This is a genomic window from Pseudomonas sp. HMWF006 (genome assembly GCF_003061205.1).
Classification (GTDB): domain Bacteria; phylum Pseudomonadota; class Gammaproteobacteria; order Pseudomonadales; family Pseudomonadaceae; genus Aquipseudomonas; species Aquipseudomonas monsensis.
The window spans coordinates 1-13,047 of sequence record NZ_QAIU01000134.1; the positions used below are offsets into that span (position 1 = coordinate 1).

Below are 13,047 nucleotides of genomic sequence, written 5' to 3' on the forward strand. Positions count from 1 at the left end.
GATCGCTGTGAATGCGCCGGCATCGACGCTCAGCGCCCTGCAATCAACCCGAACACCTCTGCGCTCCTGCTGGAGTGGGTTCACCCAGCGACGCAACGCAGACTCGCCAAGTGACCGGCAGGCCTCGATATGGCTATAGCCTTGATCGAGCACTAGAGCAGCGGCTTCGCGTTTGAACTCAGCGGAAAAGAAACGACGTTGCTTGGTCATATGGCACCTCTATCTAGCGAGCATTCGCGCCTAAATGGGTGGGCGGATTCATTAAAACACCACACTTCCTCCCCGAAACGGGCCGAGCGTATCCGATGGAAATCGTGTCTAGGAAATTTCCTACAAGCCGCTAGGATTTTTCCTACTCGAATATGGGCTTCATTTTTATATTTTTCTCCAGGCCAATGGCAAGTGACTGCTCGTTTCTTTTTTCCTGGGGTGTGTTTTGAATAAATCAGTCTTAGCAATAAGCATCGTGCTATGCGGTTCAGAATTTTTTGAAGGCAAAGTATTTGCTATGCCTAACGAAACTTTGCAATCAAGAGATGATGTGAATCTTCTTTCTGAGTCAAGTATTTCCTTAGCTAGTAATAAAGCAATCGTAGCTGATGGTGTAATAAAAGATATAGCAGCCCAAAGCTTCGAAACCGTAAGCAATGGCTGGGCTGCTGTTGCAGCAAAAAATGGCGGTGTAATCAGTGCCGAGAATGTAGATGCAATTACCCGTGGTAGTTTTGCAAATGCAGTGCAGGCTTCAGGTAATGACTCCGTAATTAATTTTAATGGTGGCTCAGTAACCACCGAAGGTTATAATGCTCGAGCTGTTTACGGCCAAAACGGAGGCACAGTTAACGTAGGGCGAGATAGCAATGGTAACGGAACTGTCATCAGAGTGAACGGTGATAGTTCTTCTGCTATCGCAGCAGCAGAAGGTATGGTTAATGTCGAAGGTGCTACTATATTCCATGAGGGTGGTGTAGGTGCTATAAATTACGGCGCCGCTGTAGCTGCTGATGGCAATTGGGTAATTAAGCTTGATGATACTAAAATACAAATTACTGGCAACAATGTTTCAGGGCTTTCTGCGGGGCGCGCAGGTGCATCCATTGATATGACTGGTGGGAGCATCACAACAGTTGGTGCAAATAGTCGTGGAGCATTAGCTTTTTTTGGGGGAAATCTTAGCTTGCAGGATGTGGCGATATCAACTCAGGGGACGCGGTCATTAGGTTTAATTGCCGGGGCGGCGCTTGACGGAGTGAGATCTCAGGCAACCGTGGCTAACGGCTCTTTATCAACTTTTGGGAGTGATTCTTCTGCTGTTCAGGCTAATGAAGGGGGTGATATTTCACTCAGTGGTACTGCTATATCCACCACTGGCGAACGTTCCCATGGATTGAACTCAAACTTCGGTGGAGCTATTTTGGCTTCTAGCTTGAATGTTGAGACGGCAGGCCAAGTATCGAATGGGGCCTACGTAAATGGGGCAGGAACCAAAATCATCCTTAATAATGGTGTGATTAGCACTTTAGGCCGCTCGTCCAATGGTGTCCTAGCAGCAAGTGGCGGCGCCGCTCAAATTACAAATATGGTAATTAGCACCGTCGGCGATGTTGCTCGCGGCTTGGTGGCCAATGGAGATGGTTCAACTATTGTAGCGGATCGAGTAAAGATTGATACGTCTGGGTCTCAATCTTATGGGCTATTCGCAAATGGCTCGAACAGCCATCTGACGCTAACGAATAGTAAAGTAACCACTAGCGGATTCTCGAGTCATGGAGCTTCCGTCTTTGGCGGAGGTGGCTTGTTAATTCAGAGTTCTGATATCCAAGCTCACGGTAACGGCTTAACTATTAACAATGGTGGGGTTGTAAAGGTGGAAGGTAGTAATGTCGCCTCCGTCGCAGACTCTAGTGCAATCTCGTCTTGGGGGGCAGACGCAAGAAATACATTTGAAGTAAATAATAGTAAGTTGAGTAGTGTTAATGGCTCTGCGATAAAAGTTCGTGGTGATGGAAATCATGATTTTTTAATCAATAGCTCTACAGTCGAAGCTGCGTCGGGACTACTTTTCAACATAAATCCAAATGCTGATGGTTCTCTGAGCTCTGGCAGCAGTAATCTGGTTGCCTATTCATCTATCCTTGATGGTGATATTAATACTACGACAGATCCGGAATTCAATGCCAATTTTAGTCTGCAAAATGCAACGCACTGGACTGGTGCTGGAAATGGTATCAATCAACTCTCGCTGAACGGCGAGAGTGTTTGGAGTATGACTAATGACTCTTCGGTGAAGTCTCTTGGCTTGCAAGATGGTCGTGTAGAATTTCAAAAAGTTCCAGGTCAGTTCAGAACTTTGACTGCTGGGGCTTTAGCGGGTAATGGTGAGTTCTTTATGAATGTTGATCTGGCCAATTTAAAAGGAGATTCGCTTGTTGTAACTGATGCTAATGCAGCCAGCGGCAGTCATATGCTGATTATTGAGGATTCGGGTCTTTCGCCACATACTGATAACGAAAAGCTTATGGTTGTTGATACTAATGGCGGAAACGGCAATTTCAATCTTTACGGGGGGCATATTGATGCTGGCGCATTTCGTTATACTTTAGGGCGGGAAGCAGATGACTGGTATTTGATCAGTAACGCAAAAGATCCTGAACATCCTGAAGCAGAAGACTTATCGAAAGGCGCAAATGCGGCAGTCGCTTCGCATACAGCAAGTGCTCTGATGTTGACGTCCCAAATGGATTCTTTGGTTAAACGTCTTGGCGAATTGCGTATGGGTAAGGACGAAGGCGGAGCTTGGACAAGAGCAATTGGTAAACGATTAGATGTAGGAGTCAAATCTAGCCGTGCATATACTCAGAATGTAAATGGCATTGAAATAGGTGCTGATAAGGCCATTCATGTGCAGCATGGTAAAGTATATGTTGGCGGCATGGTTGGGGCAGCAAGTTCAGATCTCAATTTCGGCGAAGGCTCCTCCGGAAAAATCGATAGTAGGATGGTAGGCGCTTATGCCACTTACATCGATGAGGGCGGTATTTATCTTGATGGTGTAATAAAATACAATCGTTTGACTAATGAAGTTAAGACGCCGACTAATCTAGGTGCTCCGGTTAAGGGGGCTTACAATACAAACGGCATTGGATTGAGTGTTGAGGTCGGCAAGCATATCAAACTCAATGATGGTTGGTTTGTTGAGCCGCAGTTAGCTATTTCTACTTCTAGAATTCAGGGGGCAAGCTACAGTTCCAGTAATAGCTTGGAGGTTAAGGCTGATAATATTGATTCCCTCCAAAGTCGTGTAGGTTCTCTCTTTGGTCGTAGTCTCCAATTTGAGAACGGAATGGATGTACAGCCTTATGTGAAAGCATCCTACATCACCGAGCATGCTGGCAAGAGTAAGGTTGTTGTCGACGGTGACCGTCTTGACGCTGACCTGCAGGGTAACCGAATGGAGTTGGGTTTTGGCGGTACACTGAAAGTTAGTGAGAACAGTAAAATCTCGTTAGATGCCGAGTATGCAAAAGGTAACTCTATTGAGCAGCCATGGGGGGTGAACTTAGGCTATCGCTACACCTGGTGAAGAGGTTGGTCGCAAAACCTGTACAGGAATATATCTAAAGTACAATCAGCTAACGAGTTTTGTAAAAAATTGAAAATATATGTCGTGCGGTGAATTCATTAAGTTTTCGTGTGCGACTTATACGATTGGGCGTTACTGAACTAGCGATTATGTAATTTGAAAAAGGGCCATGGCTGGCCCTTTTTGACTCTTTCCTCAAGAAGGGCTATTGCGTCGGCAACGCCCCGAGCAGTAGCGCACTTCATTCCAGCAGCGTGCCCCACTTCTTCCTCCATGTGAAGGGAAGGCCGCACGTCGCGCAAGTTTTTACCGGTAGCTCACTTTTTTTTCAAAATGACTCATCGATTGTCAATCGAGCGAATAACATCTGGCGGTACAGCTCAAAGACGTCTCTGTTCTTTTCCATTTTTATAGATAGCTCAAGCCATATCTTTGCTGGAGCTGAAGCAGTTCTGCCGGGCAGGGCTTTATGGGGGCCAGACGACGTATCAACTCACCGGCCTCCCTGAAAAAACCTTCTGCTCCTCCAGGAGTAAAGGTGGTGAGAAATCGACAGTCGCTGTCACCTTCGTTCTTAAAATACTGCTGTACGCCGCGCGGAGCAACGACGTAGCTGCCTGGCCCTGCCAAGTGAAAAACCTCGCCAATCTGCATGGTTAACTGTCCTTCGAGGATATAGTTATTTTCATCCTCACCCTCGTGTATATGTCGCGGCACTTCACCTCCGGGTGGGAGTATGGTCTCCATAAGCGAATAGACTCCTCCCGTGTCGCTAGCAAACACCTTGATGTTCATGCGGGCGCCCGTAGGGTGCAAAACGTGATGCCCCTCATCAGAGCTGATCATGCGGGCTTTAATCGTATTACTACTCATACCTTCCTCCAGTGATTTCCGGGCAGATGGGGGGATAGCCATCTCACGCTTGTGGAGGATTTTATTGGGATAAGTCGTGGTAAGATTTGTATATCTGGTCAATTAATGTGCAAAAGACGTCAAAATGGCAAAGCATCTACACCCACCCTCCGGCGCGTCAGGAAAAATCGTAACTGCGATTAGCTTTACGGCCTTAAGTGAGGGACTCTCGGGATCAAAGACTCATCTTCATGAGCAAGGGCAACTGGTGTTGTCTATGCAAGGGGTTGTCGCGTGTGAGGTTGCCGATAATCATTGGATAGTGCCACCACATTGCGCTCTCTGGATTCCCGCCGGCGTCCGGCATCAGAGTCGCGCCTCTTCGAACGCCCACGGCTATTCCCTTTTCATCACACCCACAGCATCCACTCTTCCAGACGAGTGCTGTACGTTCAGAATCAGTGCCATGTTGCGCGAAATGATTATTGAGCTAAGCGAGGGTCGCAGCGACCGCACGACTCTCAGTAAAGATCTCATCACCCATTTACTGCTTGAGGAATTGAGCGCTATGCCAAGGGTGAGCACACATTTTCCTATACCCGCTGACTCGAGGTTACAACGGGTAGCTAAAGCACTCATTCAGGCTCCAGATAGCAGAAGGACTCTAGAGCAATGGGCAAGTTTTGGCGGGATGAGCGAACGCACATTTTCACGACAGCTGTTCAAGGACACCGGAATGTCGTTCGGTAAATGGCGTCGACAGCTTCATCTGATGGTCGCGCTGAAGTTGTTGGCTGAGGGGAAGAGTGTCCAGCAAGTAGCAGGAGACCTAGGGTACGAGGCCGTAACGAGCTTCATCAGGATGTTCAAGCTGTCGCTGGGCACCACTCCCGCAAAATATGTTTCATCGCCTAGCGTGGGGCACAAAGAGCAATAGCCTGAACAGCACTCTGAATGAAGCGGCGTGAATCACCCTATCGCCGAACGCCGTCCCAAGACGCCGTTTATCTGCACAATGTAAGCATTTACTAAATTGACCTTGTGTTGCTCACGCTCAATCCCGCTGATGCGACAAGTGGTCAATGTCACTAGCTCGCTGCGTCGGCAACCGCGTCAGCGCATCATTGAGGTACGCATATGGATTACGCCCATTCTAGCAATGGAATTTCTTGGCGACCGTCCCGCTCAATGCGTTTTCTATAAAGATGGGCAGGAAAAGGGCTTCAGCCAAACTCAACGATCAGGAAGGTGCGCAATGTTCTCAAGCCTTGGCCGACCATGGCGGGCGTGGAAGTCCTCATTTCGATTTGATTTACCGTTAGCGGAAAGGTAAGTGCTGACCGTGAAAAGTCTGATCTGGTCAAAGTAGCCGAAGCTCGAAAGCGTACGGCCACTTGTCTTACAAATATGCGATTATCACGAAGATTTGTAGCGTTGCGCCGGTTCAGAGTTGCTAAAGCCAGCTGCAAGAACGCCACGTGCATGCTCGAAAGCTTCCCAAGCCTCGACTTCAGGCACTGGAGGAATTGTGATCAATTCTCTGCGATCAAAACCTACCAAAGCAGCATCGACCAGAGCCTCTACTTCCATCACGTCGGGCACTTTGCTGATATCACCGCCGGCGCGTTCATAAATTTCAGTACGTGTTGCGGCAGGGAGGACAGCCTGCACGTAAACACCTTTACCGGAAACTTCTGCAGCCAAGCTCTGAGACAGCGTCAGAACATAGGCCTTAGTGGCTGCATAAATACCGTGTGAATACTCGGGTAGAAGCGCCAACACCGAAGCGATGTTGATGATAGAGCCGTTGCCACGAGCCACCATTTTACTGATGACTGCAGATGTGAGCAGGGTCGGTGCGACTACGTTGAGACTCAGCAAGGCATCCATCTTTTCAGGCTCAGCACTGGCGAAATTACCGACGAGTGCAGCTCCTGCGTTATTGACCAAGATATCAATCATCGGATCACTCCGCAGGCGCTCCAGAACTGTTTGGAGCTGGCTGGCATTGGTAAGGTCGGCAGTGATGACTTCGACTGAAATGCCATTGGCCTCACGCAATTCGCTTGCCAGGGCCTCGAGGCGGTCAGTCGCGCGAGCTACGAGAACAAGGTCATTGCCTCGTGCAGCAAGGCGACGGGCATAGATTGCACCGATACCACTTGATGCACCGGTGATAAGAGCAGTCGACATTAAACTTTCCTCATGATAATTAAAAAGGCCGCACTTTGTTGATCAAAGTGAAAAACATCATCAATGTGCGGAAGCTGGGAAGTACAACCTACATGAGCCGAATCAAGTGCGCGCCGTCAGGTGCAACATTGTGTAGTGCTCATAGTGACCGACTCCATTTTTGACAATAGGATCCTGAGAAGTAAGCTCGGCGATGTCTTGATCATCTGCGATTTGGTAAAGAGAAACCCCGTAACCTCCGGTTTCGTCAATTACTGGGCCGTGGGCAACTATGAGGCCTTTTTTAAGAAGATCATTTAAGTAGTTGCCGTGCTGCTTCATCCACTTCTGCTCATCCACAGACATGGTTGATAAGAAGTCTGATCGTGGCGGAATAAACTTGCACAGATAGTATTTCATTGTTGAATCCTGCTGTTTGGATGCTAAATATTTTGAGATTTTAAAGCACCATGTAGGCTAGGTTTATTTCGAAACTTGCAAGCTGGTTCAGATATTCTGATATCGAAGCGAATTGCATTTTGCTTATGCTAAAGCCTTGAAGGAGTACGTGGGGGTGGACGCACTTTAGGTGCTAATTATTATGGTATAAATCTAGGCCGCAGCAATTCTTTTTCCGACTTCGGCGGACAAGGTTAGAACTACTCCTGCAGGTCGCATCATTACTACGAAGTTTTTAATTTTACCTTCATCGTTGAATTCGATCAGGTCGACACCTGTCACCTTTTCTCCACCGACCTGCGCACTGAATTCCAGCACATAACCGGATTGACTGCCAAAGTGCCTGTGATATTCAAACTTCTCGAGCACGCTGAAAACGGCAGGCAGTATCACCTGCATTGGCCCCTTACCGTGATGCGGCTCGAAACTCGATGGGTTATGAAAAACTACGTCCTCGGCGAGCAAGTTTGGCAGATTCTTCCAGTCCGACTCTGCAACAATACGGTGCCATTCTACGATTCCATTTTTAGCAGCTGTAGTGGACGCAGCTATTTCAACAGAATGTGCTTTGAGCTTCTCAGTCTTACGCATTTTCTTCTCCAAGCTGTCGCAGCATATAAAATGCTGACTATATGGGAAATTTTAAATTTAACTTTCCTCCCTAACGAACACTCTTCAGAATTGCCCCCTCAAACATTTTTGGCAGGTAACTCTGAAGAAAAAGAATCATGCCGGTCATTTTTCCTACAGGATTACTAAATTTAGAGTCTTTGGCTTCAATGAGCCTCCCGATTTTTTCCACTACAGCGTTTGGCTCTTCCGCCTGATCAATGCCTTTTTGTGTTGCCGCGTTGACTTTTTCTCGATAAGCGTCGTAGTCAGCAATGTTGTTTTTTGTTGCGGAAACTGCATTGCGCCCCAGATTAGTCTTAAACCATACGGGTTCGACCATGTTGACCTTGATGTTAAACTGATCCAGTTCAAAGCGCAGGGATTTGAAGTAGCCTTGGATTGCGTGTTTAGACGCTGTGTAAAATGACAGGTTTGGCGGGCCGATTAGGCCGACGATAGAGCTAACTGTAATAATTTGACCATTTTTCTGACGGCGAAAATATGGAAGCAAGGCATTTGTTACTTTTATGGTGCCCCAGAAGTTAGTTTCAAATTGCTGACGCCCGAGTTCCAAGGGTGTTTCTTCAGCGATGCCCGTGACCATATATCCGGCATTGTTAACCAGCACATCTAAATGATCGATCCATTGGAATAGTTTCTCCGTAAAACGCTTTATTGAAGCATCATTATCAACGTCTAATTCAAGTAATTTGAACGGTAGTTGCGAAGCATACTTTTCGGGCGTGCGGCTTGTGCCAATAACATTGAAGCCTTGCTGGTGAAGGTTTTTGGCCAGCATCAATCCAAAGCCGGACGATGCACCAGTGATCAGGATTGTCTTTTTCATATGTCCACCATTAATGGGATGTCTCATCCCTTCGTGCACGCGGTTTGTTCCGGTGTGTCGGGGTTTATGGCATCGATGACTTCATCGAACTGATACTCCTAACCCGATTCACATTTAGATTGCTTGGAATATTCCTATTTGGCACTCGCCAAACGCGCCTATATGACTGCAAAACCCGCCAATGCCGCTTTGCTTTATTGGCGCGATCCGTCGTTGTCGTGGCGTGATCCGCTCACTAAAATGGAGTGGTGGATAATAGAAAACTCCTCAAAAGAGAAATTAAATTCTATGGCAGGCAAACGTAGCTCGGTTTTGGAATTTTCTGTATGGCCCGGATGGCGATTGCTAATGCATGATGCTGGATTAGCTACAGCGCCCGTTTTGCGTCGCGCACAGATGCCAGGCGATCTGTTCACGCGGCAGAACGTGCGCCTTGATTACGAAAGTTTTTTCAACCTGTGGCGGGCTATTGACGCCGAGGCTTCGTCTGTATGCGCAGAACTGCCTGCGCCGTTGCAGATCGCTAGGGTAATGTCCTCCGACTGGTTTGATCCTGAGCTTTTCGCAGCATTATGCAGCACCAATTTGGGCTGCGCGCTCGAACGGATTGCCAAATATGTACGCCTAATCGCACCCATGACGATTCGGGTGGTTCGTTCTGATGCGTACACCACGGTAACCATGGACTTTCTCGATCCTTCTGAACCGCCCCCAGAAGTTTTCTTAGCCTTCAAAATCGTATTCTTCGTGCAACTTGCAAGGCTAGCTACTCGTAGTCATGTGCAGCCATTACAGGTGAGCTGGCCATCGCAGGTCAGTGATTCGGATTCAGATGCGTATCATGCTTACTTCGGCATTCCCGTTACTCAAAGCCCCCTTGCCTGCGTTGTATTCTCTGCTGCAGACGTTGAGCGACCTTTTCTGACTGAGAACCACAAGATGTGGTTGTTCTTTGAACCCAGCCTTCGTCAGCGATTGTCCGACCTTGAGAGGACATGCGGCATGGCTGATAGGGTGCGCAGTGTCCTGCTTGAATCCCTGCCCGCTGGCGAGGTATCGATGGAGGGAGTAAGTCGTAAGCTTGCGGTAAGTACCCGCACACTGCAGCGCAAGTTGCACGATGAAGGGACAACGTTTCAGCAGACTCTAGATGCGCTACGGTCTTCTCTGGCGCTTCATTACCTTCGGAGCACTGCTATGTCGAGCGCGGAAATCTCTTTCCTCCTAGGATTTGATGATTCCAATTCATTTGCCAGAGCATTTCAGGGGTGGACTGGTACCACGCCAGTTAAGGCTAGATTGCAAATGGTTTCTTGCGGTGATCCTCTACCTACCGTAGCAAAGGGCGAACTGCAAGGTTGAGCTCATTCTTCTGCTACGATTAGTGCGCCTTTGCCCCTTAACAGATGATTGCAGTTCAACCTACCTGATATGTTTCGGCCACGGGGAAAGGAGCAATCTGACAGCGAGTATGCACCTTGCAGGGAACGACAGAATAACAGGAGGAGAAAATCAGAGGGCTATGAGCTCTTAGCACCCGCTTTCAGTTGAGTCGTTGACACGCCGACTGACTTACTCCATTGAAGGCGGTATCAGCATTCGCGTGATTCATACGGCTATTGAGCCAGGCGAGCTTTCAAGCTGGCGACTTCCGCTTCAAGTTCACGCACGCGTTCGCGGGCCTCAAATTCAACGCTGACGTCCTTCTGGATGCCGATGTAATAGGTGAGCTGATCCGCATGGTTAAAAACCGGAGTAATCGACAGCTCATTCCAGAAGGCACTACCGTCTTTACGATAGTTACGAATGATTTGCCGGCAGGGGGCATGCAGCTTTATCGCCGCTCGGATAACAGCCAAGCCCGCTTGGTCTCGGTCTTCACCCTGCAGGAAGCGGCAGTCCTGATACAGAATTTCGTCAAGGCTGTAACCCGTCAGGCGCTGGAAGGCAGGGTTAGCGTAGATCAGGATGTTCTCATCGCCTTCCTGCTCAGCAATTACAATGCCGTCATGCGAGGTTTCAACCATCAGTTTCAGCAGATCTGCGTCGATCATTATCGGGGCCCGGTGAATTTCACATCATTCTAGGACAACTTGGGGGTTGTGAGCGTTTTCGAGATCATTTGAAATATCTCTATGACTTACCACGGGCGCACTGCTGAACGAGCGCGCAGGGAAATGGTGGGGCGCAGTAACCCAAGTAGATGATTGATGGAGCGAAGGTGCATAGGCTTGGCTACAACGTCCCGCAAAGTGAACGGGCCCTGATAGAGCCAGGTTCGTGCCAAATAAAAATAGCCGTCCAGCGACAGCTACTCCAAATCGCGTACTCCCCCACTCGCAGGCCCTTTCGGTCAGAGGCTGCAGACTCAATGTTCACTCCCGACTACCACGGAAGGCGTTCTCCGTTATAAGCGAAGAAATTGCCACTGTCGGCAGGCTCTAATCGGTCGATCAGCGATTGTAATTCACAGGCGGCCACCTTTGCCGGCCTGGCGGCAGATGCCCCCCGAAAGGGTTGCGACAGTGCTGATACAACTGTACCCGGGTGAAGACTCAGCAGTCGGCTCTGAGGTCGAGTTCTTGCCAGCTCGATGGCCGCCGTTTTAATCAGCATGTTCAGTGCTGCCTTGGAGGCACGATAGGCGTACCAGCCGCCCAAGCGGTTATCGCTGATGCTACCCACCTTGGCAGAGAGCATTGCCATCGCGCCAAGAGGGTCAAGCAAGGGCAGAAAGTGACGCAAAACCAGCGCAGGCCCGATTGTGTTGACTTGAAAGACCGACTGCAACGCATCTGCATCAATCGCGGAGTAACTTTTTTCAGGCTTTATTTCGTCGCGATGGAGCAGACCTGCGGCATGCAAGATCAACTGATACGGTGCTTCCTCTGTCAATTCGGCTGCCGCTTTGGCAATACTGTCGGCATCCTCCAGGTCGAGGTAGGGAACACTGGTGCGCCCCAACTCACGAACATACGCAGACCGTGGATCCTGATTGAGCAACTCACAAAACGCCGAGCCGAGCGCCCCGCTGGCGCCTATTACTAGGGCACGATAGCCCTCACTAAGGGAGCTCATCGTCAAGGGACTGTTCATCTAGGCTCTCCTGCAGTCTGCGATTTGTTGGTGTTAACCCCGTCGCCCTATCAGTTGCAGGAACTCGTGACGCGTAGAGGAGGATTCGCGAAAGGCGCCCAGCATCACGGATGAGGTCATCACCGAATTTTGTTTCTCCACGCCCCGCATCATCATGCACATGTGCTTCGCTTCAATGACCACCGCCACGCCGGCGGCATCGGTGATGTGCTTAATGGCTTCGGCAATTTGTTTGGTCAGGTTTTCCTGGATCTGTAGGCGACGGGCGAACATATCCACCACTCGGGCCACCTTCGACAGGCCCAGTACCCTTCCTGTGGGGATGTACGCTACATGAGCCTTGCCGATGAAGGGCAGCATGTGATGCTCACACAATGAATACAGTTCGATGTCGCGCACGATGACCATTTCATCGTTTTGCGATTCGAACAACGCGCCATTGATCACTTCCTCCAGACTCATTGTGTAGCCATTGCATAGGTACTGCATTGCTTTGGCTGCGCGCTTGGGCGTGTCCAGCAGTCCTTCACGCTCAGGGTTCTCGCCTACGCCGACGAGAATTTCACGGTAATGTTCGGCTAATGATAGGTTCATCTTGATTCCTCGCAGTCATGCTGCGCTGTATGTCGGCAATCCTTGGCGGTAGGGGACTATCTGCTGCGCCCGACCTGGCGCAGATGACACAGGGTTAGCCAGATCAGCCATTACCCAGGTTCTGCGTCTGGGACATGACAAGGCGAAGCTTTCTAAGTCTGATTTTTTTTCAAAATGGAGTGCTCGTCTGATGCGGGTTTTGACGCCGGCACCGCGCAACGGTTATCGACACAGCGGCTGCCACTATCTGGGTGAGGTAACCACGCCAAATGGGGGCGTAAGCGGCAGAAAAGGCGATAACCGAATTCAAGCAGCGGGCGGAATACATTCCACGTCAGTGGCGTTGCCCAGAAACCCAAGCCGGCGGCTCGCCAGCTCCACAGGGTGGCATCCAGGCCGGTTACCCAACGTCCATCAGCGAAGCGTGCGTGCAGCGAGGACTGCATCTGCTCGAACGTGAACCCGAGTGCTTTGGCGTCGAATGCACCGCTGCTGATGTCCACGAAAAGCAGTAGCTCCTTTACGGCATGTCCGCGCAGGAACTTGATTTCGCGCGCACACAGAGGACATTCACCGTCAAAGTACAGCGTCAGCGGCCAATTCATTTTCTTGTACATGGACAATGCTCTTGTATAACTCTTGTACAAGATATTCTGAAAGAAACATACTGACAATGGGAACGTTGCGGTTGCCGCGAGATAGACTTTACCGACCTCAAACACCGTAGCTTTGTGTGGGAGGAGAGCGGAGATTCAGACGCAGTGCCAGCTAGGTCGGGCTGTGCACTGCTTGTCTTACCTATTCCTATAGCTTAGGAACCTAGCCATCCGTT

At 49.4% G+C, this 13,047-nt stretch carries 13 protein-coding genes and 3 pseudogenes; 4 read left to right on the top strand and 12 right to left on the bottom strand.

The annotated features are described in order from the left end of the window. A partial coding sequence (locus tag DBR24_RS05175; protein ID WP_146188961.1) for a transposase occupies positions 1-210 on the bottom strand: 210 nt, incomplete at its 3' end. A 226-nt stretch (positions 211-436) separates the two neighbouring features. On the opposite strand from DBR24_RS05175, the gene DBR24_RS05180 reads away from it, so the two are divergent. Continuing rightward, a complete protein-coding gene (locus DBR24_RS05180) occupies positions 437-3,583 on the top strand; it encodes an autotransporter outer membrane beta-barrel domain-containing protein (RefSeq protein ID WP_128614101.1) in 3,147 nt (1,048 codons plus the stop codon). 195 nt (positions 3,584-3,778) lie between these two features. Here DBR24_RS05180 and DBR24_RS05185 read toward each other — a convergent pair. Further along, positions 3,779-3,911 (bottom strand): annotated as a pseudogene (locus DBR24_RS05185) (DUF2256 domain-containing protein); the annotation flags it as partial. Between the two features lie 80 nt (positions 3,912-3,991). After that, the gene (locus DBR24_RS05190) at positions 3,992-4,456 is read right to left on the bottom strand and encodes a cupin domain-containing protein (RefSeq protein WP_158277021.1); all 465 of its coding nucleotides are present in this window, start codon (positions 4,454-4,456) and stop codon (positions 3,992-3,994) included. 124 nt (positions 4,457-4,580) lie between these two features. On the opposite strand from DBR24_RS05190, the pseudogene DBR24_RS34785 reads away from it, so the two are divergent. Both DBR24_RS34785 and DBR24_RS31495 read left to right on the top strand, forming a co-directional pair. Next, positions 4,581-4,832, top strand: a pseudogene (locus tag DBR24_RS34785) (AraC family ligand binding domain-containing protein); the annotation flags it as partial. Positions 4,833-4,901: 69 nt separating this feature from the next. Further along, the gene (locus DBR24_RS31495; protein ID WP_256591276.1) at positions 4,902-5,372 is read left to right on the top strand and encodes a helix-turn-helix domain-containing protein; all 471 of its coding nucleotides are present in this window, start codon (positions 4,902-4,904) and stop codon (positions 5,370-5,372) included. Positions 5,373-5,489: 117 nt separating this feature from the next. On the opposite strand, the pseudogene DBR24_RS31500 reads toward DBR24_RS31495, so the two are convergent. The 5 genes and pseudogenes from DBR24_RS31500 to DBR24_RS05220 all read right to left on the bottom strand — a co-directional run. Beyond that, positions 5,490-5,588, bottom strand: a pseudogene (locus DBR24_RS31500) (transposase domain-containing protein); the annotation flags it as partial. Between the two features lie 263 nt (positions 5,589-5,851). Further along, positions 5,852-6,628, bottom strand: coding sequence for an SDR family oxidoreductase (locus DBR24_RS05205; RefSeq protein WP_128614104.1), 777 nt, complete (start codon positions 6,626-6,628; stop codon positions 5,852-5,854). 102 nt (positions 6,629-6,730) lie between these two features. Then, on the bottom strand, positions 6,731-7,027 hold the full coding sequence (locus DBR24_RS05210) for a YciI family protein (RefSeq protein WP_128614105.1): 297 nt from the start codon (positions 7,025-7,027) through the stop codon (positions 6,731-6,733). A gap of 192 nt (positions 7,028-7,219) precedes the next feature. Further along, positions 7,220-7,657, bottom strand: a complete 438-nt coding sequence (locus tag DBR24_RS05215; RefSeq protein WP_128614106.1) for a nuclear transport factor 2 family protein — start codon at positions 7,655-7,657, stop codon at positions 7,220-7,222. A 70-nt stretch (positions 7,658-7,727) separates the two neighbouring features. Continuing rightward, positions 7,728-8,525 carry an SDR family oxidoreductase gene (locus tag DBR24_RS05220; RefSeq protein ID WP_128614107.1) on the bottom strand — a complete coding sequence of 266 codons (798 nt, stop codon included), beginning with the start codon at positions 8,523-8,525 and terminating at the stop codon, positions 7,728-7,730. 348 nt (positions 8,526-8,873) lie between these two features. On the opposite strand from DBR24_RS05220, the gene DBR24_RS05225 reads away from it, so the two are divergent. Continuing rightward, positions 8,874-9,887, top strand: a complete 1,014-nt coding sequence (locus DBR24_RS05225; protein ID WP_128614137.1) for an AraC family transcriptional regulator — start codon at positions 8,874-8,876, stop codon at positions 9,885-9,887. 254 nt (positions 9,888-10,141) lie between these two features. Here the strand turns inward: DBR24_RS05225 and DBR24_RS05230 are convergent, their stop codons facing one another. From DBR24_RS05230 to DBR24_RS05250, 4 genes are all read right to left on the bottom strand, one after another. Then, positions 10,142-10,579, bottom strand: coding sequence for a PAS domain-containing protein (locus DBR24_RS05230; RefSeq protein ID WP_128614108.1), 438 nt, complete (start codon positions 10,577-10,579; stop codon positions 10,142-10,144). Positions 10,580-10,910: 331 nt separating this feature from the next. Then, on the bottom strand, positions 10,911-11,621 hold the full coding sequence (locus tag DBR24_RS05240; RefSeq protein ID WP_128614109.1) for an SDR family oxidoreductase: 711 nt from the start codon (positions 11,619-11,621) through the stop codon (positions 10,911-10,913). 33 nt (positions 11,622-11,654) lie between these two features. Next, positions 11,655-12,215, bottom strand: coding sequence for a GTP cyclohydrolase I FolE (folE, locus tag DBR24_RS05245; RefSeq protein ID WP_128614110.1), 561 nt, complete (start codon positions 12,213-12,215; stop codon positions 11,655-11,657). A 152-nt stretch (positions 12,216-12,367) separates the two neighbouring features. Further along, positions 12,368-12,832: a thiol-disulfide oxidoreductase DCC family protein gene (locus tag DBR24_RS05250; protein WP_128614111.1), complete on the bottom strand. Its 465-nt coding sequence runs from the start codon at positions 12,830-12,832 to the stop codon at positions 12,368-12,370. Positions 12,833-13,047: the final 215 nt, after the last annotated feature.